This is a genomic window from Mycobacterium sp. IDUB_37 (assembly GCF_055419245.1).
In genome coordinates this window covers 16,020-37,976 of the sequence record NZ_JBVAXG010000013.1, presented here as the reverse complement: position 1 = coordinate 37,976, position 21,957 = coordinate 16,020, and the positions used below count along the sequence as shown (strand labels likewise).

At 64.7% G+C, this 21,957-nt stretch carries 20 protein-coding genes and 1 pseudogene; 9 read left to right on the top strand and 12 right to left on the bottom strand.

Annotated elements, in window-relative coordinates:
* Positions 1-8: 8 nt before the first annotated feature.
* The 3 genes from ACZY1I_RS29145 to ACZY1I_RS29135 form a co-directional block, all read right to left on the bottom strand.
* Positions 9-509 (bottom strand): Rv2253 family sensor-like surface protein, encoded by a 501-nt coding sequence (locus ACZY1I_RS29145; protein ID WP_463760861.1) that lies wholly within the window; start codon positions 507-509, stop codon positions 9-11.
* A gap of 69 nt (positions 510-578) precedes the next feature.
* Complete coding sequence (locus tag ACZY1I_RS29140) at positions 579-1,109, bottom strand: DUF447 domain-containing protein (protein ID WP_463760859.1); 531 nt, start codon at positions 1,107-1,109, stop codon at positions 579-581.
* 30 nt (positions 1,110-1,139) lie between these two features.
* A complete protein-coding gene (locus tag ACZY1I_RS29135) occupies positions 1,140-1,625 on the bottom strand; it encodes an NUDIX domain-containing protein (protein WP_463761009.1) in 486 nt (161 codons plus the stop codon).
* Between the two features lie 75 nt (positions 1,626-1,700).
* On the opposite strand from ACZY1I_RS29135, the gene ACZY1I_RS29130 reads away from it, so the two are divergent.
* Positions 1,701-2,045 carry a VOC family protein gene (locus ACZY1I_RS29130; protein ID WP_463760855.1) on the top strand — a complete coding sequence of 115 codons (345 nt, stop codon included), beginning with the start codon at positions 1,701-1,703 and terminating at the stop codon, positions 2,043-2,045.
* A gap of 126 nt (positions 2,046-2,171) precedes the next feature.
* Positions 2,172-3,911, top strand: coding sequence for an NAD-binding protein (locus tag ACZY1I_RS29125; RefSeq protein ID WP_463760852.1), 1,740 nt, complete (start codon positions 2,172-2,174; stop codon positions 3,909-3,911).
* A 2-nt stretch (positions 3,912-3,913) separates the two neighbouring features.
* Here ACZY1I_RS29125 and ACZY1I_RS29120 read toward each other — a convergent pair whose 3' ends face one another.
* Entirely contained in the window at positions 3,914-4,792 is an 879-nt protein-coding gene (locus tag ACZY1I_RS29120) for an LLM class flavin-dependent oxidoreductase (RefSeq protein ID WP_463760848.1), read from the bottom strand.
* Positions 4,793-4,831: 39 nt separating this feature from the next.
* On the opposite strand from ACZY1I_RS29120, the gene ACZY1I_RS29115 reads away from it, so the two are divergent.
* A complete protein-coding gene (locus tag ACZY1I_RS29115; RefSeq protein ID WP_463760846.1) occupies positions 4,832-5,245 on the top strand; it encodes a VOC family protein in 414 nt (137 codons plus the stop codon).
* A gap of 134 nt (positions 5,246-5,379) precedes the next feature.
* Complete coding sequence (locus tag ACZY1I_RS29110) at positions 5,380-5,769, top strand: VOC family protein (RefSeq protein WP_463760843.1); 390 nt, start codon at positions 5,380-5,382, stop codon at positions 5,767-5,769.
* Here the strand turns inward: ACZY1I_RS29110 and ACZY1I_RS29105 are convergent.
* The 3 genes and pseudogenes from ACZY1I_RS29105 to cysD form a co-directional block, all read right to left on the bottom strand.
* Positions 5,766-6,233: an Rrf2 family transcriptional regulator gene (locus tag ACZY1I_RS29105; protein ID WP_463760841.1), complete on the bottom strand. Its 468-nt coding sequence runs from the start codon at positions 6,231-6,233 to the stop codon at positions 5,766-5,768. The genes ACZY1I_RS29110 and ACZY1I_RS29105 overlap by 4 nt on opposite strands.
* 37 nt (positions 6,234-6,270) lie before the next feature.
* Positions 6,271-8,115, bottom strand: a complete 1,845-nt coding sequence (cysC, locus tag ACZY1I_RS29100) for an adenylyl-sulfate kinase (RefSeq protein ID WP_463760838.1) — start codon at positions 8,113-8,115, stop codon at positions 6,271-6,273.
* Positions 8,115-9,100 (bottom strand): annotated as a pseudogene (cysD, locus tag ACZY1I_RS29095) (sulfate adenylyltransferase subunit CysD). Before cysD ends, cysC begins: the two are co-directional and overlap by 1 nt.
* A gap of 132 nt (positions 9,101-9,232) precedes the next feature.
* Here cysD and ACZY1I_RS29090 point away from each other — a divergent pair.
* The gene (locus tag ACZY1I_RS29090) at positions 9,233-9,661 is read left to right on the top strand and encodes a PaaI family thioesterase (protein ID WP_463760836.1); all 429 of its coding nucleotides are present in this window, start codon (positions 9,233-9,235) and stop codon (positions 9,659-9,661) included.
* Between the two features lie 4 nt (positions 9,662-9,665).
* On the opposite strand, the gene ACZY1I_RS29085 is transcribed toward ACZY1I_RS29090, so the two are convergent.
* Positions 9,666-10,157 (bottom strand): beta-class carbonic anhydrase, encoded by a 492-nt coding sequence (locus tag ACZY1I_RS29085; RefSeq protein WP_463760834.1) that lies wholly within the window; start codon positions 10,155-10,157, stop codon positions 9,666-9,668.
* Positions 10,158-10,313: 156 nt separating this feature from the next.
* On the opposite strand from ACZY1I_RS29085, the gene ACZY1I_RS29080 reads away from it, so the two are divergent.
* From ACZY1I_RS29080 to ACZY1I_RS29065, 4 genes are read left to right on the top strand one after another with little or no spacing between them, the layout of a single operon-like run.
* Positions 10,314-11,291: an ABC transporter permease gene (locus tag ACZY1I_RS29080; protein WP_463760832.1), complete on the top strand. Its 978-nt coding sequence runs from the start codon at positions 10,314-10,316 to the stop codon at positions 11,289-11,291.
* A complete protein-coding gene (locus ACZY1I_RS29075) occupies positions 11,288-12,184 on the top strand; it encodes an ABC transporter permease (RefSeq protein WP_463760830.1) in 897 nt (298 codons plus the stop codon). Before ACZY1I_RS29080 ends, ACZY1I_RS29075 begins: the two co-directional genes overlap by 4 nt.
* Positions 12,181-14,028: a dipeptide ABC transporter ATP-binding protein gene (locus ACZY1I_RS29070; protein WP_463760828.1), complete on the top strand. Its 1,848-nt coding sequence runs from the start codon at positions 12,181-12,183 to the stop codon at positions 14,026-14,028. Before ACZY1I_RS29075 ends, ACZY1I_RS29070 begins: the two co-directional genes overlap by 4 nt.
* Entirely contained in the window at positions 14,021-15,682 is a 1,662-nt protein-coding gene (locus tag ACZY1I_RS29065) for an ABC transporter family substrate-binding protein (RefSeq protein WP_463760825.1), read from the top strand. Before ACZY1I_RS29070 ends, ACZY1I_RS29065 begins: the two co-directional genes overlap by 8 nt.
* Here the strand turns inward: ACZY1I_RS29065 and ACZY1I_RS29060 are convergent.
* The 4 genes from ACZY1I_RS29060 to ACZY1I_RS29045 form a co-directional block, all read right to left on the bottom strand.
* Complete coding sequence (locus ACZY1I_RS29060) at positions 15,672-16,280, bottom strand: class I SAM-dependent methyltransferase (RefSeq protein WP_463760820.1); 609 nt, start codon at positions 16,278-16,280, stop codon at positions 15,672-15,674. The two genes, ACZY1I_RS29065 and ACZY1I_RS29060, sit on opposite strands and share 11 nt — an antisense overlap.
* A gap of 32 nt (positions 16,281-16,312) precedes the next feature.
* Entirely contained in the window at positions 16,313-17,899 is a 1,587-nt protein-coding gene (locus tag ACZY1I_RS29055; protein ID WP_463760816.1) for a GMC family oxidoreductase, read from the bottom strand.
* Between the two features lie 69 nt (positions 17,900-17,968).
* Positions 17,969-20,599, bottom strand: a complete 2,631-nt coding sequence (locus tag ACZY1I_RS29050; RefSeq protein ID WP_463760813.1) for an AAA family ATPase — start codon at positions 20,597-20,599, stop codon at positions 17,969-17,971.
* Positions 20,596-21,747, bottom strand: coding sequence for a metallophosphoesterase family protein (locus ACZY1I_RS29045; RefSeq protein WP_463760808.1), 1,152 nt, complete (start codon positions 21,745-21,747; stop codon positions 20,596-20,598). The genes ACZY1I_RS29050 and ACZY1I_RS29045 overlap by 4 nt, the downstream gene beginning before the upstream one ends.
* Positions 21,748-21,957 lie beyond the last annotated feature (210 nt).

The following is a 21,957-nucleotide window of genomic DNA, read 5'->3' as shown; positions in this document are numbered from 1 at the left end:
CCTGATCACTAGCCCGCACGAAACGCAGCCACCGGCATCTCGACGCTGCCCTGACAAGGGCCCGATGAGATGTCGGTGTGCCATGTGCCACGCAATGATCCGTCCGACTGTGGAGCGTAGAAGGCCCAAGACTTCGCGGGCGCCCACTCTTTCGGAACCCCTTCTCCCATAAAGCAATCCCACTGAAAGTCGAAGCGCTCCACCCATCGGGTGCCGTCCCAGGTGTAGTGCGACGGCACCGAGATGGTTGGGTTGTTGGGCTTGGGTCCGTTGTTGGCGGTCGCAACGCACGATGCGGCCGAGCAGGCAGTCGAGAAGACGTAGTCCGCACTGAAAGTGTGTTCGGCCTGATTGGCCGCCACGCTGGTGCCGGACTTCTGAACGGCGTATCGGACCAGCGAGTACTTGCCGGTCCAGGACGGGGTCGCCGAATGGGCCGGCTCCGCAGTGACGCCGAGCACCGCTGTCGCGATGACGGCGAGCAGTGCGGATGTGGGCCCCGGACGCATCTTGTCAATGGTGTCGGGTCGATGACGCAATGCGATATCGACCCTGGCACGATCCCCGAACGATCTTGGTCAGTCCAAAGTGAATTTCGTAGCGCCGCCGGGTTCCGATGTGGCAAGCGCGAATACCGTCGACTCCTGGACGCGGTAGCAATACCAAGGCGGCGGGCCGGCAGATGGGGCGCTATATTCCGCGGTGAAGGCATAGCCTTCGACCTTGGCCGGCCATTGGTCTGCCGCGAACGCGGCTGCCACAGAAGTCAATTCGCTGGCTTCGATGACACGGGTCGCGGTCCCCTCGACGACCAGATCGAAAGGTTCGGTGGCAACGCTGATCACGCATCTGGCGTCGCGCGCCAGGTTGCGTGACTTGCGGGTCGCCGGTCCGGACGTGAAATACCAACTGCCGTCATACCGAATGACTCCCACTGGCATCACATGCGGACTGCCATCGGCATTGATCGTGGTGAGCCAGGTCGTGTGTCGTTGGGGACCACCGGTTTCCGGTGCCTGCGGCAACTGGCTGTCCAGTACCGCGTAGACGCGGTCCCACTCGATCGGCGGCGCGTTGTATCCGTCGAGGTTTCGTCGTGTGATCGTCATACCAATACCGACCTTCACGGGCCGCAGAACTCATCGCCCGTGCAGCAGCAGAAGCCCGTAGGCCGCGATGGACTGTGCGTCGACGATCACTCCGTCACGGATCATCTGCTCGACGTCTTCCCGAGCGAACCAAGCGCTGCGCATGTCCTGCTCTTCATGCTCGCGCTCGGCCTGTCCCACCGAGATTCCGGTGGCCAAGAAGACCCACCCGCGTTGACTGCTCATCCCGGGAACAGCGTCAATCTGGCCTAACACCTCGAACGACGCCGCCCGCAGGCCGGTCTCCTCCCGCAGCTCGCGCTCGGCGAGCGCGGCGGGTTCGAGATCCGCCAGATCGGGAGCGGTTCCCTGCGGAAACTCCCAGCGTCGCGCGCCGATGGGATATCGGTACTGCTCGACCAACCGGAAGCGCTGCCCGTCATAGGGCATCACCAGGGCGTACGCAGGCTTGTCCACGACCGCGTAAATGCCGGGACTGCCGTCGGGGCGGCGGATGTCGTCCTCGCGGAGCACCATCCACGGGTTTCGGTAGATCTCGCGGGACGCAACGGGTTCGATGAAGGGCACGCTGCAAGTATCCAGGAGCTGACGATGTTGATGTTCGACGAGATCTGCATCGACGCGGCGGACCCGACCGCGCTGGGCCAATGGTGGGCGCAGGCGCTGGGCTGGTCACACCATATTGATGATGACGGCGACGTGCGGCTGTCGGCACCACCCGGCTCCGGCCCGTCCTGGATGTTTCTGCGAGTCGGCGACGAACGCGTGGTCAAGAACCGCATTCACTTCGACTTCAAACCCGATGACCAGGCGAGTGAGGTGCGGCGGTTGCTCGAGTTGGGCGCTCGTCATGTGGATATCGGGCAAGGTGAGCAGAGTTGGGTAGTACTCGCCGATCCGGAGGGCAACGAGTTCTGCGTGCTGGCTGCCGAGTAGCCGGAGAGCGATCGCAAGCGCGGCGCAGCGGGTCGCGACCATTTGACCACCAGATACGTTTTGACGGCGTTAACCGGTACGGTGGCCGAGTCATCTCAAGCGCACGCGTCATAGAGGTGGGTGTCGATGCCGGACATTGCATTGCCGAACGGCCGCGACCTGGGGCGTCGCATCATCGTCAGCGGCGAAAACGCGCTGGCCAGGACCATCATCGAGGAACTCAAAGAGGTTGGCGCGGACGTCGTTCCCCTCGTCGGCAACACCCCCCTCGACACGGTGCTGGATCAAGCTGAAACCGTGGTCTGCACTGGCGACGACGACGCGAAGAATCTCGAAATCGCTTTGCTGGCAAGGAAAGCCAACCCCGACATGCGGGTGGTGGCACGGCTGGCCAACGACGTGCTGCGCGAAGCGGTTGCCGCCGACAACGGTCCGGGCGCCATCCTCGACGTCGCCGACCTGGCCGCCCCCTCGGTAGTCGAAGCGTGCCTGGCGCGAACCGCGCACCCGTTCGAGGCAACCGGCATGGAGTTCGTCGTCTCGGGCGCCGAGGCGCCACGCGAGGCGACGCTGCGCGAAATCTACGGGGATCTGGCGCCGGTCGCGGTGATCCACGGGAAGAATTCCGCCAACCCGGGCGAAGTGGTCGCCTGTCCCGGACGTGACCACCGCGTGCACGCCGGCGACTGGACGGTGATGATCGGCAGCGCAGAGGAACTGGCCGCACGAGGCATCAAGATGCCGCACTCCGGCGCCACCCGCTCCCGCCGATCCCGGTTACGTCGAATAGCCGATGCCGCCCGCGCGCTGCGCAATGACCTCCATCCGATGTTTTATCGCTCGTTGATCGCGCTGCTGTTCCTGATGGTCGGATCCACCGTCTTGCTCCGGTACTCCTACCGCCTGCCACCGGGGATGACGTGGGTAGATGCGCTGTATTTCAGCACCGAAACCGTTGCCACCGTGGGCTACGGCGATTTCAGCTTCATGAACCAGCCGACCTGGCTGCGCTTGTTCAGCATCCTGCTGATGTTCGCGGGAGTGATCACCACAGCGGTCCTGGTGGCGTTTCTCGCCGAGCTCATGATTTCGCGACGGTTACTGAACTCGGCCGGTCCGCGCAAGGCGCGGTATCTGCGTGGCCACGTCATTGTCGTCGGGCTTGGTTCATTCGGCATCCGGGTGGCCAGCGATCTGACGGCCGCCGGATACGACGTTGCGGCAATCGAACTCGACGAGAACAACCGGTTCCTGTCCACGGCCGCAGAGTTGGATGTGCCGGTGATTTTCGGGGACGCCACGTTGCGGCAGACGCTGCAATCGGCCGGGATAGAGCATGCCCGGGCGGTGGCGGTGCTGACCCACGACGACATGATCAACATCGAGACCGGAATCGTACTGCGCGAGATGCTCGGGGCTCGCTACTCGCCGGGGCACAACCGCCGCGGTGTGCCGCTGGTGCTGCGGGTGTACGACCGGGCGCTGGGGTCGGCGGTGGCGCAGCGGTTCGGGTTCGACAACGTCCGGTCCACCGTCGACCTGGCGGCCCCGTGGTTCATCGGCGCCGCGATGGGCCTTCAGGCCCTCGGCACGTTCTCCGTCGGTCAGCGCACTTTTATGGTCGGCGGCATGCATGTCGCGGCGCGCAGTGAACTCGATGGCACGCCCATGCACGAGCTGTCCACCCAAACCCGCGTCATCGCGATCACCCGGCCTGACAAGCAGGTCACGCTGCATCCCCGGCGGGACGCTCAGTTGCGGGGTGGCGACACCGTTTACCTCGTCGGCCCCTACCGCGAACTATTGGCCACGCTGCGCAAGGGACAGGTGCCCGAGCAGTCGGTGCCCGAGGCCGCCGCGGGGTGACTTCACAGAGCAGCGACGACGTCGGCCGCGCGACGAAGCTGATCGATGTCCGAGCTGGTCGGGATGAGGTGGACCTCATCGGTGCCGACGTCGGCGAAGTTGCGTAGCACCTTTACTAGTTGGTCCTCGGTTCCCGCCCACCCGGTCATCGGCGCCATTGCGTCGACGTACTCGGCCGGGATCCAGTTCATGTAGCGGCGCAGGTGATGGTGCACCTGAGCGCGAGCCTCATCCGCCGGACCGAACGCGAACCAGAACGAGGTCGCCAGATGAGGCGCGGGCTTACCGGCCTCGGCCCAGGCCGTCCGTGCCACGTCGAACAGCTCGTTCTGCTTGGCGACGTCGAGGTCCAAGGTGGTGCCGGCCATTCCTTCGGCCCAGGTTGCGGCGCTGCGGACGGTCTTGGGCCCGATGGTGCCGACGTGCAGCGGCGGACCTCCCGCCTGCACGGGCGCCGGGCCGACCGGCAGCACCGAATCGGTGGTCTTCTCCCCCGCCCACACCCGTTTCATCACCGCGACCCTTTCGGCCATCCTGCGCATCGTCTGCGTCTTCGGGTCGGCGCCGACGGCGTTGTAGTCCTCGTGCCGCCCGCCCACGCCGATTCCCACGGTGAGCCGACCATTGCTGAGCACGTCGCCCGTCGCCAATGCCTTGGCCAACATGACCGGGTCGTGCAGCTGCGGCACGATCACCGTCGTCACCAGCCGCACCCGGTCGGTCCAGGCGGCGAGCGCGCCGAGCAACGTGAGGCTGTCGGGGTTGTCGAACGCGATGCGCTCGCCCCAGCACAGCGATGAGAACGGGCCTTGGTCGATGGCCTGCGCCCAGTCCTTCAGCAATGCCGCGTCGAGGTCGGGCTCCATCACGGGCATGGTCATACCTATCTGCACCCAACCGATTCTGGCACCATGGGGCGGATGGCCTTAACGAGCTCCTCAATCGCGCATGTCCGACTCACCGTCACCGACATTGAGCGATCACGGCAGTTCTACGAGAGTGTGTTCGGATGGCCCGTTCTGGTCGAGGTTCCCGAGAATGCCGATGACGCCACCCGCAACCGACTGGGCTTCCTGTACGGCGGCGTCATCTACGACCTGGGCGGCGCGTTGCTCGGGTTGCGGCCGGTGTCCGAAGACCGCTTTGACGAGGACCGTACCGGTCTGGACCACATCGCTTTCCGGATCGGCACCAAGTCCGAGTTAGATGATGCAGCAACACATTTGGATGACCTCGGCATTGCGCACGAACCGGTCAAAGACATTGGGCCGACGTACATCCTGGAATTCCGCGACCCGGACAACATCGCGCTGGAGCTGACCGCGCCGAAGTAGCTCTAGGGGCCCGCGCTATCCGCAGACCCTGAGCGGCCACTGGCCCGCTCGCGAGGGTGCACAGAATTACCAGATTTACGGCGTGTCCCGGTAATTCTGTGCACGCTCGTCGAGCAGAGGGGAGCCTGGACACCATGCCCATCAGCTTCAACCACACCATCGTCGCGTCGCGGGACAAGCGGAAGTCCGCGGAGTTTCTGACCGAACTATTCGACCTGCCCGCAGCGACGTCGTTTGGGCCGTTCATGGTTGTCGCGCTCGAGCACGGCGCATCCCTGGACTTCGCCGACTTCGCGGGCAGCGACGAGATCCGACCGCAGCACTACGCCTTCCTGGTTTCTGAAGAAGAGTTCGACGCGATCTACGGCAAGATCAAGTCGCGCGGCTTGCCACACTGGGCCGACCCCGGCGCGAAACGCCCCGGCGAGTTCAACACCAATGACGGTGGCCGCGGCGTGTATTTCCGGGATCCGTCCGGCCATGCGCTCGAGATCTTGACCCGGCCCTACGGTTCGGGCAGCTAGCCTCTCCGCTCGCTCTCCTGGTCGCGGTAGTCATTGGCCATTTGCGACACATGTTTGGGCAAGGCCCCGTTGGCGACATCGGCCAGGGTCGTCTCTTCCAGGACCGACCGCATGCTGGCACGCAAGGCTCGCCAGACATCGGTGAGCGCGACGGTAGGACCCGAGTAGGGCAGGTCGCCGAGTCCGATGTCGCGCACGCTGGCCAGCGGCCCGTCGATACAACGCAGCACGTCGGCGAGACTGATTTCACTGCCCGGACGCGCCAGTTCATAGCCGCCGTCGCGCCCCCGCTGACTCCGCACCAGGCGATCGGTGCGCAGGTTCGTCAGGATGTCGACGAGAAACTGCGGTGGTATCCCCTGAGCCTGCGCCAAGTCGTCGGTCTTCACCAGTGTGCCGGTGGGCACCGTCGCCAGCTGGACCATGGCCCGCACAGCGTATTCCGCTTTGGCCGACATCCGCATGTTCACCGATTGTGCCACCCGCCGCCGGCGGCGCTGACTATGCGCGCACCTCGAGCATGTCGATCACGCTCTGCGCCTGCTCTTCGACATCGCGGTCCGCGGTCAGCCGCAAGTCCGGGTCCTTCGGCCGTTGATACGGGCTGTCGATCCCGGTGAAGTGAGTGATCTCCCCCGCGCGAGCTTTGGCGTACAGCCCCTTGGGATCACGACGCTCACATTCCTGCAGTGGCGTGTCGCAGAACACCTCGAAGAATTCAAATCCCGCGTCGGCGTGCACTTTACGAGCGAGCTCCCGGTGCTCGGCCAGCGGGCTGATCGCCGGGACCAGCACGATCTGGCCGGATTCGGCCAGCAGCGTCGCCACATGCGCCAGCCGACGCAGGTTCTCCGCCCGGTCACCCATGCTGAAACCCAGGTCGGCGTTCAAACCATGCCGCAGGTTGTCACCGTCGAGAACGTATGCGGGGATACCTTTTTCGAGAAGTTTCCGCTCGACCAGCATGGCCACCGACGACTTGCCCGCTCCGGACAGGCCGGTGAGCCATATCGTTCTACCCTGGATCGCCCGGTCACCCGCGGTGACCAGCGACTTGTGCCGCACCGTGTTCGGGCTTGCCTTCTGCGCCACCACATCGCGCAGCACCATGCCCGCCGCCACTGTGCCGTTGGTGTCGGGATCGATGAGGATGAACGAGCCGGTGCTGGCGTTGCGCGAGTATTCGTCGAGTAGCAACGGCACCTGGGTGCGCAACGATATGCGTCCAAGTTCGTTGAGCTTCAACGCGGTTGCCGTCTTGTCGCGGTGCAGGGTGTTGACGTCGAGCCGATAGTCCAGCGCCGCGATTCTCGCCCGGGTGGTCCGGGTGGTGTGCTTGATGACGTAGTCGCGACCGGGCTCTAATGCCGACGCATCGGCCATCCAACACACGGTCGCGTCGAACTGCTGCGCGATCCTGGGCTGGTTGTTGGTGCGGGCGATCATGTCGCCACGCGAGATGTCGATGTCGTCGGCCAGGCTCACCGACACGGCCATCGGCGGAAATGCCTCTGCCACAGGGCCTTTTGTGCCCTCGATCGACGCGATTGTGGTCGTCTTGCCGATCGGCAACACCACCACCTCATCACCGGGCCGCATTACGCCGCTGGCCACGGTGCCTGCGTAGCTGCGGTGGTCTTGATGTTCGTGCGTCTGCGGGCGGATGACGTACTGCACCGGGAAACGCACATCGACCAGGTTGCGGTCACCGGCGATGTAGACCTCTTCGAGGTGCGACAGCAACGCCGGACCCTCGTACCACGGCGTCTTGTCCGACTTGGTCACGACGTTGTCGCCGTGCAGCGCCGACATCGGGATGGTGGCGACGTCTTGCACATCCAGTCGCGCGGCAAACGCGTGGAACTCGTCGCGGATCTCCTCGAATTTCTTTTGGTCCCAATCGATCAGGTCCATCTTGTTGACGGCGAGCACGATGTGCTGGATGCCCAGCAGCGAGGCCAGGAAGGCGTGCCGGCGGGACTGCTCCAACAGGCCGTGCCGTGCGTCGACGAGCACGATCACCAACTGCGCGGTGGACGCGCCGGTCACCATGTTGCGGGTGTACTGGATGTGGCCGGGAGTATCGGCGATGATGAATTTCCGCTTGGGCGTGGCGAAGTAGCGGTACGCGACATCGATGGTGATGCCCTGCTCACGCTCGGCGCGCAAGCCGTCGGTGACCAGCGCCAGGTCGGTGTACTCGTGACCGGCTTCCCGCGACGTCTTCTCCACCGACGCCCACTGGTCTTCCATTACGGCCTTGGAGTCATACAGCAGCCGCCCGATCAGGGTGGACTTGCCGTCGTCGACGGACCCGGCCGTCGCGAGCCTCAACAGTGTGGCCATCAGAAGTACCCCTGTCGCTTCCGGTCTTCCATGCCGGCTTCGGAGATCCGGTCGTCGGCCCTGGTTGCTCCTCGTTCGGTCAACCGCGACACGGCGGTCTCGGCGATGACCTCGGACACTGTGACCGCCTCCGATTCCACGCACCCGGTGCAGGTGACATCACCGACGGTGCGGAACCGTACTGATTTCTCGAACACCTTCTCATCGGCCCGCGGCTGCAAGTGTTTGTCCACCGCCAGCAGCATGCCGTCGCGTTGAAAGACCTTGCGGCGGTGGGCGAAATAGATCGACGGTAACTTGATTTTCTCGGCACCGATGTAGGACCAGATGTCGAACTCGGTCCAGTTGGACAGCGGGAAGACCCGGATGTGCTCGCCCTTGTGATGGCGCCCGTTATAAAGGCTCCACAGCTCGGGCCGTTGGGCTTTCGGGTCCCACTGACCGAATTCGTCGCGGAAGCTGAAGACGCGCTCCTTGGCCCGCGCCTTCTCCTCGTCGCGCCGGGCTCCGCCGAATGCGGCGTCGAACTTGTTCTCCGCGATGGCCCGCAGCAACGTCACGGTCTGCAGCGGATTGCGCGACGGGATGGTCTCCACCACACGTCCGGCGTCGATGTCGTCCTGAACCGAGGCCACCACCAGACGCACACCGGACTCGGCCACCAACTCGTCACGGGTGGTGATGACCTCGTCGAAGTTGTGGCCGGTGTCGACGTGCATCACCGGGAACGGCAGCCGGCCCGGCCGAAAAGCCTTCAGCGCCAAATACAGCATGACGATCGAGTCCTTGCCGCCCGAGAACAACAGCACCGGTCGTTCGAACTCGGCGGCTACTTCCCGAATGATGTGGATCGCCTCCGCCTCCAGCGACCGCAAATGGCTCAGTTCGTACTGGCCCGCGGCGGGGCCGGACGTCACATCGGTGGTCATCAGCATCGTTTCCCGATTAAGTTGGTTGGATTGACCATATTTATGGTTATAACCAGACATAAAACCAGTCCGGCACCCTGGTGTCAACGAAGCCTCAATGAATCGCCGCAACGACGGGCAGCGGACGGATTAGGACACCCGCTGGTTCACCCCTGTTGCGCGCGGCGGACTAGCGCGAGCATGGACCGATGACCGACACTTCCGCCGCTCCGGCCAGCGGCCGCGACGTCATCGCCGCGTTCCTCCCGCAATCACCGTTCGTGATCAAGCTTGGCGTCGTCGTCGAGCATCTCGGCGAGGACGAGGTCAGGCTGCGACTGCCGTGGGATCCGTCCAACACCACCCTCGGCGACATGGTGCACGGTGGGGCGATAGCCACCCTCGCCGACCTCGCCGTGATGGCGGCCGCGTGGTGCGGCGTCGCGGCACCGCCGGAATTGCGCGGCGTCACAGTGTCGATGACTATCGACTTCATGGCGCCGGCGCGGGCCACGGATGTGATCGGGGTGGGCCGCGCACTACGACGCGGGCGTTCGTTGGTGAACTGCGAGGCCGAGATCGTCGACCCGCAGGGCAAGCTGCTGGCGAAGGCCCTGGCGACCTACAAGGTCGGGTGAGCGATCAGATTGTGACTTCTTCGAGTTTGCCGGTGGCAACATCGAAGATGAACCCCCGCAGCGACACGTGCTTAGTGACGAATGGGCTGTTCTCGATCCGGCGCAGCGACTGCCGAACGTCCTCGGCCAGATCCGGGAAGGCCTCGGCCGACCATGGCGGCTTTACGCCGGTCTCGTCCTGAATCGCGCGCTTGAAGTCGTCATCGGTGAAGGTGAGCATCCCGCAGTCGGTGTGGTGAATCAGGATGATCTCTTGCGTTCCCAGCAGACGCTGGCTGATGGCCAGCGATCGGATCGCGTCGTCGGTGACCACTCCACCGGCGTTGCGGATGACGTGCGACTCCCCCTCGTTGATGCCGAGCACCCGATAGACATCTATGCGCGCGTCCATGCATGCCAGCACTGCGATTTGTTTGCTGGGCGGCAGCGGCAGCGGCCCCTGAAAGGCGCTCGCGTAGTTGGCATTGTTGGCCAGGTAGTCGTCGGTAACCGTCACGCAAGTCTCCTTGGCTATAGCGGAATCTCATTTGCTGCACGGTTCGGCAACGCGCTGGATTTTAACAACGGACCAGCCGGAATACACCCCTGCGGATCAGCCGGATCGGAATCCGGGCAGGCGCTACCCTGTCCCAATGCGGCACGGTGATTGGGCATGACTCGTTTTCTCCTGCGCCGATTGCTCAACTACATCGTGCTGCTGGCGTTGGCGTCGTTCCTGACCTATTGCCTGGCTTCGGTTGCCTTCTCGCCGCTGGAAAGTCTGATGCAACGCAGTCCACGGCCACCACAGTCCGTTATCGACGCCAAGGCCCACGATCTCGGCTTGGATCGGCCCATTCCGGTCCGCTACGCGAACTGGGTTACGCACGCCGTACAGGGCGACTTCGGCAAGACCATCACCGGCCAGCCGGTGGCCACCGAGCTGTGGCGCCGCATCGGAGTCAGCCTGCGATTGCTGGTCCTTGGATCGGTGATCGGCACCTTGCTTGGCATCGCGCTCGGCGCGTGGGGCGCGATTCGCCAGTACCGGCTGAGCGACCGCGTCGTCACCACGTTCGCGTTGCTCGTGCTGAGCACACCGACATTTGTGATCGCGAACCTGTTGATCATGGCGGCGCTGCGGATCAACTGGGGGCTGGGCTATCAACTGTTCGACTACACCGGGGAGACATCGCCGGGCGTGACCGATGGGACCTGGGCGGCTCTGGGCGACCGGTTGAAACACCTGGTGCTGCCGACCTTCACGCTGGTGCTGGGTGCCGCGGCGGGCTACAGCCGCTATCAGCGCAACGCGATGCTCGACGTGCTCGGCCAGGATTTCATTCGGACCGCCCGCGCCAAGGGGCTGACCCGTCGGCGCGCACTGCTCAAGCACGGCTTGCGCACCGCGTTGATACCGCTGGCCACGCTGTTCGCCTACAGCGTGGCGGGACTTGTCGCGGGAGCGGTGTTCGTCGAGAAGATCTTCGGCTGGCACGGCATGGGCGAGTGGGTGATCCGAGGCATTTCCACCCAGGACACCAATATCGTGGCGGCGATCACACTCTTCTCGGCCGTCGTCGTATTGCTGGCCGGCCTGCTCTCCGACGTCTTCTACGCCGCGCTCGACCCGAGGGTGCGGATGTCATGACTGTGACCGAACTGAAGGACACGGCCGATTTCGCGTCCCGTCGGACCTTGGTACTGCGCCGATTCCTGCGCAACAAGTCCGCGGTGGCGGCACTGACGTTGTTGGTGCTGCTGTTCGTCGGCTGCTACGCGTTGCCGGCACTGCTGCCCTATACCTACCAAGACCTCGACTTCGACGCGCTGATGCAGCCGCCGAACACCCGGCACTGGCTCGGGACCAACTCCCTGGGACAGGACCTGCTCGCCCAGACCTTGCGCGGGATGCAGAAGTCGATGCTGATCGGTGTTTGCGTCGCGGTGATCTCGACCGGCATCGCGGCCACCGTGGGGTCGATCGCGGGATACTTCGGCGGAGTACGAAACGCGGTGCTGATGTGGATCGTCGACTTGATGCTGGTGGTGCCCAGCTTCCTGTTGATCGCCATCGTCACCCCGCGGACCAAGAACTCGGGCAGCATCATCGCGCTGGTCCTGCTGCTGGCCGGTTTCGGCTGGATGGTCAGCTCACGGATTGTGCGCGGCATGACGATCAGCCTGCGCGAGCGCGAATTCATCCGAGCGGCAAGGTATATGGGCGTCTCGAGCTGGCGGATCATCACCGGGCACGTGGTACCTAACGTGGCCTCCATCCTGATCATCGACGCGACGCTGAATGTCGGATTCGCCATTCTGGCCGAAACCGGGTTGAGCTTCCTCGGATTCGGCGTCCAGCCGCCAGATGTGTCATTGGGGACGCTGATCGCCGACGGCACCCAGTCCGCGACCACCTTTCCCTGGGTTTTCCTCGTGCCGGCCGGGGTGTTGGTGCTGATTCTGGTGTGCGCCAACCTGACCGGCGACGGTTTGCGCGACGCCCTGGACCCCAGCGCCAGAAACCTGCGTGGTGGCGAATGAGCGCACTGCTCGAGGTAACCGATCTGTCGGTGAACTTTGCGACCGACAGCACTCCGGTGTCCGCCGTCCGCGGCATCAGCTACCGGGTCAATCCCGGCGAAGTCGTCGCCATGGTGGGCGAATCGGGGTCAGGCAAATCCGCGGCGGCGATGGCCGTGGTGGGCCTGCTGCCTGAGTACGCCAAGGTGGCAGGCTCGGTGCAGTTGCAAGGCACCGAGCTGCTGGGGCTTGACGACGGCCCGATGTCACAATTCCGCGGCAAGTCGATCGGCATGGTGTTCCAGGACCCGATGTCCGCTCTCACCCCGGTCTACACGGTGGGCGATCAGATCGCCGAGGCGATTCGGGTGCACCAGCCCGATGTCAACAAGAAGGCCGCGCGCGCCCGGGCCGTGGAATTGCTTGAACTGGTGGGTATCTCGCAACCACAGCAACGTGTCCGCGCGTTCCCGCACGAGCTGTCCGGCGGCGAAAGGCAACGGGTGGTGATCGCGATCGCGATCGCGAACGATCCCGACCTGTTGATCTGCGACGAACCGACCACCGCACTCGACGTCACCGTACAGGCCCAGATCCTGGAAGTACTGCGCAAAGCCCGCGACGTCACCGGCGCCGGAGTGCTGATCATCACCCACGACCTCGGTGTCGTCGCCGAGTTCGCCGATCGGGCGCTGGTGATGTACGCGGGCCGGATCGTGGAATCGGCCCGGGTCGGCGACCTCTACCGCGATCGCCAAATGCCCTACACCGTAGGACTATTGGGCTCGGTGCCCAGACTGGACGCCCCGCAGGGCGCTCGGCTGGTCCCCATACCGGGCGCTCCGCCGTCGCTGGCCGGCTTGGATCCGGGGTGTCCGTTCGGGCCACGCTGCCCGTTGGTCATCGACGAATGCCGCACTGCCGAGCCCGAACTGCTGGAAGTGGGCGCCGAGCACCGTGCCGCCTGCGTTCGTACCGATCAGGTTGTCGGACGCAGCGCGGCCGATATTTACGGAGTCAGTACCGAGGTCGACGCCGTGGCCCTGGACAAGCCGGCCCCCGTCGTGCGGGTGCGTGATCTGGTCAAGACGTATCCGCTGACAAAGGGCGTGTTGTTCCGTCGCACTGTGGGGGAAGTCCGGGCGGTCGACGGCGTCAGCTTCGAACTTCAGCGAGGTCGCACGTTGGGCATCGTCGGCGAATCCGGTTCGGGCAAGTCGACCACACTGCACCAGATCCTGGAACTCACTGCGCCGCAATCCGGTTCGATCGAGGTGCTCGGAACCGACGTCGCCAACCTGAACAAAGCGAGCCGACGGGAGTTGCGGCGCGATATCCAGGTCGTGTTCCAAGACCCGGTCGCATCGCTGGACCCGCGACTGCCCGTCTTCGAGCTGCTATCGGAACCGTTGCGGGCCAACGGATTCGACAAGAACGACACCAACGGCAGGGTCGCCGAACTGCTTAACACCGTCGGACTACGCCGCACCGACGCAAGCCGCTATCCTGCGGAGTTCTCCGGGGGGCAGAAGCAGCGCATCGGCATCGCGCGGGCACTGGCACTAGAGCCCAAGATCCTCGCGCTCGACGAACCGGTGTCCGCCCTGGATGTCTCGATACAGGCCGGGATCATCAACCTGCTGCTGGATCTGCAGGACCGTCTGAGCCTGTCGTATCTATTTGTCTCCCATGATCTTTCAGTCGTGAAGCATCTTGCTCACCAGGTGGTGGTGATGCATCGCGGCGTCGTGGTCGAGCAGGGCGAGAGCGAGGAGGTGTTCGGCAATCCGCAACACGAGTACACCCGGCGACTGCTGGGCGCGGTGCCGCAACCGGAACCGGGCTTGGACGGCCGACGTGGCTAACCGATTGATTCCTCGGGTGGCCGCGACGCTGCTCGTCGCCGCGCTGGTGTTGTGCGGATGCTCGTCCAGCAACCCCTCGGGCTCCGGCAACGCGACAGTGGGTACCAGCAGCGACATCAACCCGCAGAACCCCGCGACCCTGCGCGAGGGCGGCAACCTGCGGCTTGCGCTCAGCGATTTCCCGCCCAATTTCAACATCTTGAACATCGACGGCAACAGCTCCGAAACCGCCAGCCTGCTCAAGCCGACGCTGCCCAGCGCATTCATCATCAGCGCGGACGGCTCGGCCACGGTCAACACCGACTACTTCACCAGCGTGGAGCTGACCGGGACCGACCCGCAGGTCATCACTTACACGATCAATCCGAAGGCCGTCTGGTCCGACGGTTCTCCGATCACCTGGCAGGACATCGCCAGTCAGATCCACGCCACCAGCGGTGCGGACAAGAGCTTTGAGATCGCCTCTCCCAACGGTTCCGACCGAGTGGCATCAGTAACCCGTGGGGTCGACGACCGTCAGGCCATCATGACCTTCGCCAAGCCCTACGCCGAGTGGCGCGGCATGTTCGCCGGCAACGGCATGCTGTTGCCGGCCACCGTGACCGCCACCCCCGAGGCGTTCAACACGGGCTGGTTGAATGCCCCCGGACTGTCCGCCGGTCCGTTCATCGTGTCGGCCCTAGACCGGGCAAAGCAGCGAATCACGTTGACGCGCAACCCCAGATGGTGGGGCAAACGACCACTGTTGGACACCATCACCAACCTGGTGCTGGATCCGGCGGCGGCGCTGCCTGCACTGCAGAACAACACGATCGACGCGACTGGAGTCGGCTCACTCGACCAACTCATCATCGCCGAGCACACCCGGGGCATCTCGATCCGGCGGGCTCCCGGTCCGAGTTGGACTCACTTCACCATGAACGGCGCGAAAGGATCGATCCTCGCCGACCCCGCTTTACGCCTGGCGGTCTGCAAGGGAATCGATCGGCGCACGATCGCCAAGGTCGCTTTGAACGGCCTCACCGGCAATCCGGTGCCACTGGACAATCACGTTTTCGTAGCCGGACAGAAGGGCTACCAGGACAACAGCCTGCCGTATGACCCAGAACAGGCGAAACGCGATCTCGACGCCCAGGGCTGGAAATTGAACGGCGAATTCCGGGAAAAGGACGGTCACCAACTAGTCGTCCGACTGTTGTTCTACGAATCGCCGAACGCCAAGGTGTTCACCCAGGTCGCTCAGCACAGCCTCGCCGAGATCGGCGTCAAGTTGGAGCTTCAAGGTCGTTCCGGCAGTGGATTTTTCAGCAACTACGTAAACGTCGGCGCGTTCGATATCGCGCTGTTCGGCTGGGTCGGCGACGCGTTCCCGCTTTCCGGGCTCACCCAGATCTATGCCTCCGACGGCGACAGCAACTTCGGCAAGATCGGTAGCCCGCAGATCGACGAGGCGATCGATCAGACACTCGGAGAACTCGATCCCGGTAAGGCCCGTGAGCTGGCGAACCAGGTCGACAAGCTGGTGTGGGCCGAGGGATTCAGCTTGCCGCTCATCCAGTCGGTGGGGACCGTCGCGGTCCGCAGCGACCTGGCCAATTTCGGCGCGCGGGGACTGGCCGATCTGGATTACGGCGCGATCGGTTTTATGCGCTGACTCGCAGGATTGCGACGAGAAAGCCGGCGTCCTCGGTGAACGGTCGCAGATCCCAAGTGGACAGCAGCAAGTCGGAGACCAACCCGGCATCTGCTGCGTCGTCAAGAAATTGGGTGAACGGGTAGTCGCGACCGGCGCCGAAGCCGATCACCAATCGGCCGTCGCCGGCGAGGTGGGCACTTAGTCGGCGCAGCACCTGGACGCGGGTGCTCGGAGCAAGAAACGTCATGACGTTGCCGGCCGACACGATTATGTCGAAGGGTTCGGCGATTCCGCGTTCGGGCAGGTCGAGCTCGGCGAGGTCGCCGACGAGCCAGCGTGGCCCGGGGTAATCATGCTCGGCTGCCTCGATCAGCACCGGGTCGACGTCGACACCGACCACGTGGTGACCGACCGCAGCCAGATAACCGCCCAATCGGCCCGGACCGCATCCGGCATCAAGGATGCGGGCACCGCGGGGCGCCATCGCATCGATCAAGCGTGCCTCGCCGACTATGTCGTCGCCGGCGCGCGCCATCGAACGGAAACGTTCGATATACCAGTGCGAATGCCCGGGATCGGCCGCAACCTTCTGCATCCAGATGCTCTGTTCGACCATGCGGTGCATTGTCGCAAGAAGCGCGGTCTGGCTCAGCCGCGGATCAGGTCGGCGGCCTTCTCGCCGATCAACACCGATGGGGCATGCGTGTGTCCACGAATGGTGCTCGGCATGACCGAAGCATCGGCGATGCGCAGCCCCTCGACGCCACGGACCCGCAGCCGCGGGTCGACCACGCTGGCCTCGTCGCTGCCCATTCGACAGGTACCCATCGGGTGATACAGCGTGTGCGAGCAGGTGTTGAGCGCCAACTCCAGGGTCGCCTCGTCAAGTCCGGTGCAGTTGCGTGGACGCACCACCGGCCCGAGCACATCCCGTAACGAAGGAGCTTCGGCAAGTTCGGCGCAGATCCGCAGCCCGGCCATCATGGCGGCACGGTCCACACCACCGGGGTCAGACAGGTAGCGCGGGTCGATGATGGGTTTGTCATGCGGGTCGGCGGACTGCAGGACGATCTGGCCCCGGCTTTCCGGCGCGACCAGGACCGGTCCAAAGACCACCCCGTGGCCGGCCGCAGGAATCAGTGCCTCGTCGTAGAACGGCGCCGGCGCGAAGATCAACTCCAGGTCGGGCAGTTCGAGATCGGCTCTGCTGCGGACGAATCCGTACGCTTCGCCGACATTGGAGGTGAGCATGCCGCGCCGCCGCAGCAGGTAACTGATCAACTGCTTGGGCTTTTCGGCGGTGAACAACGAGTCGTCGTCGACGTCGAAGCCCACCGGCGTCACCAGGTGGTCGATCAGATTCTGCCCCACCTCCGGTGCGTGCTGGACGATCTCGATGCCGTGCCCGGCGAGGTGATCACGATCGCCGATGCCGGAAAGCATCAGCAGTTGCGGACTGTTGATGGCGCCACCGCACAAGACAACCTCACGACGCGCGTGGGCGACTTGGGTTTTGCCGGCCCGCTGGTACTCCACGCCAACCGCCCGGTTGCCGTCGAAGAGGATCCGGGTGGCAGTGGCCTCGGTGAGCAGGGTGAGGTTGTTGCGGCTCATCGCCGGCTTGAGATAGCCATCGGCGGCGCTGTACCGTGCGCCGCGGCGCTGCGTGACGAGGGTCTCGCAAAAACCTTCTGGCAGCGGAGAATTCGGCTGCGCAACTGGATATCCGCATTCACGGGCCGCGTTGAGCCAAGACGCGGTCAAGGCACGTGGGCTGCGCTGACGGGAGATGTGTAGCGGACCGGTGACGCCACTGTCGTCGCCGCTGACGAAATGCCACGCAGCGGTAACATTTTCGATGCGACGGTAGTACTCGAGTATTTCCGCGGCGGACCAGTGCGAGTCGGCCAGCTTGCCCCACTCGTCGTAGTCGGCGCCAAAACCACGCACCCACATCATCGCGTTCATCGAGGAGGATCCGCCGAGCACCTTGCCCCGGGGCCAATAGATTTGGCGTCCGTCGAGGCCGGGTTGTGGTTCGGTCAGATAGTCCCAGTCAACATCGGTGCGGAACAGTTTGGAGAAGGCGGCCGGGATGCCGATGAACCGATTGGTGTCGCCGGGACCCGCCTCCAACGCGACCACTTGAGTGCCCGGGTCGGCGCTGAGTCGGTTGATAACGACGGCACCGGCGGAGCCGGTACCGACCACTAGGTAGTCGCACTCAATTTCCATCGTGCATCCCCGGCATCGACCGGGTACAGCAAACCATTTGCCGAGTGTATGCCTGCCGAAACTGCAGCACTACGCGTTGAGATCGATGCGATGCGCGCCCGTGACGCCGTCGTACCTAGAGGGGCTGCAGGTCAGCACGATCACCTGACCGTGTTCGCCGACGGTGTCGAACACCTCGCCCATTTTGACCAACCGGTCCGGGTCGGTGAAGCCCAGTGCGTCGTCGACCACGACGGGCACGGTGTCCTCCTTGGCGACCATCGCGGCGCCGGCCAGCCTCGCAAGGATGCCCAGTTGCTCCTTGGCCCCGCCCGACAGTGACTCGTAGGGCACCGTGGTGCCGCCCAAGGTGCGGCTGAGGATCTGCAGGCCGCTGTCGACTTCGACCTCGAAGGTGGGCCCGAACACCGGACGGCCGAGCCGCTGCAATTCGGCGCGATAGGGCTCGACGTACCGCAGCCGGGTGGAGTCGCGATGACGCGCCATCACCGACCGCAGCAAGTGGGCGGCCTTCGCACGGTTGCCGACCCGCTCGTGCTGGCTGGTGGCGTGCTCGAGTTCGATCTCGGCGGCGTCGAGCTTTCCTTTCCGGCCCTCGCTGCGCAGTACCGCGAGCTCGATACTGATCTCTCGCTTTGCCGCAACGGCATCGTCGTGACGCTGACGCAACCCCTCCACGGCTTTACCCGCTTCGGCGAGTTCAGCGGCTATTTCGTGCGGTGCTGCGGCTGCCAGCGCCCGGTCCAGGTCCGCCAGCAGAAGCTGGGCGGCCTGTGCAACTTGCTGCTCGGCCTCGGCCGAGGCGGCAAGGGCCTCGTCGGGGACCGATGCCCGATCCCCCGCCAGCCGGGTTACCGCCGCATCGAGGTCGGCGCGCTGCGTAACGGTGTCGTTGTGCAAAACCATTGCCCGGGTGGTTGTTTCGGCGAGTTTGCGATTCGCGACGGCGGCAAGTTGGCGCTTGGCCTCGCAATCGGCCTGCGCCGCCGTACAGGCCGCATGTGCGGCGTCGCGATCGGCGCGGGCCGTGACGGTGTCTGACGCAAACAAATCGAGCTCCGACGGTTGCGCGGCGTGCAACTCCGCCAGTCTCGCGCGAAGTTGGTCCGCTTGTTCATCGCCGCACAATCCGGCCAGGGTTGCCGTCAGTTGGTCGCGGCTACTGAGCAGTTCGCGTCGCCGCTGATCGATCGCTCGTGCCGCGGTGCTGTCGTCGACCCCGCCAGCCTGGCACGCTTCGGCCAGATCAGCTTGAGCCGCAACATGTTTGGCTCGAACATCGAGAGCCGTCGCACCGGGGGTGACGCGGGCCGTCAATACCCCGGCGACGTCGACCTCGGTGGGACCGGTCGCGGTCAGCGACCAGCTTTGCCCGGCCGCCAACGCGACCCGCTCCGCTCCCACCGTTAATTCAATGTCCGCCGCGGCGGTGAACTCCACCACGGCAGCGATCATTTCCAGCTGGTCGCCGACACGTTCGACGGTTGTCTCGCACTTTTCGATTCGACGCAGCAGGTCCTCAGTCAGCGTGATTCCGGACAGTTCCTTGCCAATGCGCACGAGGTAGCGCTCGATGTCGTCGACCTTTGCCAGACGGATGCTCAATCGGTCGGCCTCCTCGCGCTCGGCAATCCGGTCGAGGGCATCGCGCGCGAATTCGGCGCGGTCCTGGGCCCCTTTGAGGACCGCCGCGGCGTGCTCGGCAGCGGCATCGCAATCCTGGGCGTCGGCCGCCGCCGCGACCTGCTGCCTCAATGCCTCCTGGGCCTGATTCTCGGCATCCACGACAGCTGCTGTGCGCGTCGCGATTTGAGCTATCAGTGCCAACCTGCCGGCCTGCGCGGCGGATGAGGCGGCGCTGGTTGCGACCGCCGCCGCGGCGACCAGCTTGGCTTCCCGCACCTCCCCGGCGAGTGCGGCGACGCGCTCGGCGGCAGCCTGTGCCGCCGCCAGCCGAGGGCCGGCAGCGCTGTGCAGCTTCGACAGCTCGGCCACCTGGTCGGTCAGCTCAGCGTGGCGCCGCACTCGGTCGTCGACCTCGGACATCGCTCGTGTGCATTCGGCCAGTTCGATCTTGGCGTCCTTCAACCGTAAGCTCGCGACGGCCCACTCGCCGGTCGGACGGCCGGTAGGAGTGAAGTAGCGCGCAAACTCGGCGTCGATCCGCTCGATGAGCATGGGCTCGGTGCCACACAGGGCGGCGTCGCTGGCGGACTGCTCGGCGGCAAGATCGAGAGCGCGGGACAACGCGTCGCAGCCGGACAGGTCCACGGCTGCGGTCGAGTTCGCCTGCAGCACCCGCTGCGCGCGCCACAACTCGGTGTCGACCGTTTCGGCCAGCATCCCCCGGACCCGCTCATGCGCTTCGTCACCGGTGAGTTGCTCGCGGTGGGGCGCCAGCACCGTCAGCTCGGTCTCGGGCTTTTTGTGAAAACGCTTGCGGTACACGAAACGATAAGAGCCACTGCTGATCTCGGCGGTAACCTCGGAGCCGACATCGGCGTTGGTCGGTTTGACCTGCTTGACTTCCTTTTTCGTCGATCGGTCCTTGGATTCCAGCAGCAGGTCCAACGCTTCGATCATCGACGACTTGCCGACCTCGTTTGCGCCATAGACCACAACCACGCCCTGGTCGGGGAATTCGATCTCCCGATCCGCGACACCGCGGTAGTTCTTCAACACCAAGCGGTGCAGCTTCATGCCGCACCCCGATCCGTCAGGCGCAGCAGGAGAGCGAGGGCGGCCTGGGCATCGATCGCGGCCGTCGCGTCGTCTCCGCGTGCGGTTGCAACCAGTTCGTCGACTGCCGCAGACGCGAATCCGCCGATGCCGAGATCACTGAATTCGCTGTCGGCGGGCACCACCACCAAGTCGGTGTGGCGCTCCCAAAGTTCCAGCCAGGCAAATAATCTCGAATACCTGTCCAAGCAGGCGTCCAGCGCCGCGCGATCGGTGACACTCAGCGAACCCGTCAGCGCCAAACGCACGACCGTACGTTCCTTGTCGGTCATCAGGTCCAGGTTCAGTTCCAGATCGGTGATGCACCGACGAGTGTCGACCTGACGTTGCAGCGTGACAAAACGCCACCGGCCAACATGGCGCGCATCGACGGTCACCGGACGAACAGGGTCACTTTCGTCGATGTCGACGACCAGAACGTGACCCGGGTCGGCTTCGATGTCGTCATAGTTGGTGACTTCGGGCGAGCCGGAGTACCAGACCCGGCCACTGCCGCCGACCTGCGTACGCGAGTGCTTATCGCCGAGCGCCACATAGTGAATCACGCTGTCCGACAGCGCTTTTTCGACGTTCGCGAGCCGGATCAGCGAGGGCTTGTCCCGGTCAGGGTCGAGCACGTCAACGCCGCCATGGGCGACGAGCACCCGGGTTGCACCGTTGGCGGGCAGGCCCTCGAGTACCGCGGCCACCAGATCGGTGGTGGGCGCCTTCGAGCGCCACGGCGCGGCGACGATCTCCAACCCGGGACGGACTTCGTGAACGCCGGCCCGATCGAGAATCACGACGTTCTCGGGGCATTCCGAGGTGAACAGCGGACCGGTGTAGACCGACGATGCGTCAAGCGGGTCATGGTTACCGGGCAACAGGTATACCGGAATACCGATGGCGCGCATGGCTTCCAGGGACTGGCCGATGACCTGCGGCGCGAGCTGGTTGTGCTCGAACACATCCCCGGCCACCACGACGAACTCGGCGCCCACTTCGGCGGCCAGGGCACCGAGCCCGGCCACCGCATCACGGCGAGCGGCCGAATAGCGGGGCTGAGCATCGCCGGCAAGAAAGTGCCGGGTCATGCCCAGTTGCCAGTCAGCCGTATGCAGGAATCGCATGTCTGGCACCCCCTCCCGGAGTCGTGATTGTCATTGATTTGGGAGTTTAGGTGTGGGCCCCGACAAGTCCGGGGACCTCGACCGGCAGGTCCGCTGGGGACCCGCTGGGAATCGCAGGTCGGACGGGAGCTCCGTCACGATAATCACTCGCGTCACTCTGGCCCGGGCGCGGCGGAAGCGGTCGGCGTTGACTTGATGCCTCTTCGCAGT

Excerpts from the sequence above, each read along its gene's own strand:
- ACZY1I_RS29050 (WP_463760813.1), bottom strand. The coding sequence starts at position 20,599 with ATGAAGCTGCACCGCTTGGTGTTGAAGAACTACCGCGGTGTCGCGGAT.
- ACZY1I_RS29140 (WP_463760859.1), bottom strand. The coding sequence starts at position 1,109 with ATGACGATCACACGACGAAACCTCGACGGATACAACGCGCCGCCGATC.
- ACZY1I_RS29045 (WP_463760808.1), bottom strand. The coding sequence starts at position 21,747 with ATGCGATTCCTGCATACGGCTGACTGGCAACTGGGCATGACCCGGCAC.
- ACZY1I_RS29110 (WP_463760843.1), top strand. The coding sequence starts at position 5,380 with ATGCCCATCAGCTTCAACCACACCATCGTCGCGTCGCGGGACAAGCGG.
- cysC (WP_463760838.1), bottom strand. The coding sequence starts at position 8,115 with ATGGCCACACTGTTGAGGCTCGCGACGGCCGGGTCCGTCGACGACGGC.
- ACZY1I_RS29075 (WP_463760830.1), top strand. The coding sequence starts at position 11,288 with ATGACTGTGACCGAACTGAAGGACACGGCCGATTTCGCGTCCCGTCGG.
- ACZY1I_RS29135 (WP_463761009.1), bottom strand. The coding sequence starts at position 1,625 with ATGGTGCTCCGCGAGGACGACATCCGCCGCCCCGACGGCAGTCCCGGC.
- ACZY1I_RS29145 (WP_463760861.1), bottom strand. The coding sequence starts at position 509 with ATGCGTCCGGGGCCCACATCCGCACTGCTCGCCGTCATCGCGACAGCG.
- ACZY1I_RS29060 (WP_463760820.1), bottom strand. The coding sequence starts at position 16,280 with ATGGTCGAACAGAGCATCTGGATGCAGAAGGTTGCGGCCGATCCCGGG.
- ACZY1I_RS29080 (WP_463760832.1), top strand. The coding sequence starts at position 10,314 with ATGACTCGTTTTCTCCTGCGCCGATTGCTCAACTACATCGTGCTGCTG.
- ACZY1I_RS29105 (WP_463760841.1), bottom strand. The coding sequence starts at position 6,233 with ATGCGGATGTCGGCCAAAGCGGAATACGCTGTGCGGGCCATGGTCCAG.
- ACZY1I_RS29115 (WP_463760846.1), top strand. The coding sequence starts at position 4,832 with ATGGCCTTAACGAGCTCCTCAATCGCGCATGTCCGACTCACCGTCACC.
- ACZY1I_RS29120 (WP_463760848.1), bottom strand. The coding sequence starts at position 4,792 with ATGACCATGCCCGTGATGGAGCCCGACCTCGACGCGGCATTGCTGAAG.
- ACZY1I_RS29055 (WP_463760816.1), bottom strand. The coding sequence starts at position 17,899 with ATGGAAATTGAGTGCGACTACCTAGTGGTCGGTACCGGCTCCGCCGGT.
- ACZY1I_RS29130 (WP_463760855.1), top strand. The coding sequence starts at position 1,701 with ATGTTGATGTTCGACGAGATCTGCATCGACGCGGCGGACCCGACCGCG.
- ACZY1I_RS29125 (WP_463760852.1), top strand. The coding sequence starts at position 2,172 with ATGCCGGACATTGCATTGCCGAACGGCCGCGACCTGGGGCGTCGCATC.
- ACZY1I_RS29090 (WP_463760836.1), top strand. The coding sequence starts at position 9,233 with ATGACCGACACTTCCGCCGCTCCGGCCAGCGGCCGCGACGTCATCGCC.
- ACZY1I_RS29070 (WP_463760828.1), top strand. The coding sequence starts at position 12,181 with ATGAGCGCACTGCTCGAGGTAACCGATCTGTCGGTGAACTTTGCGACC.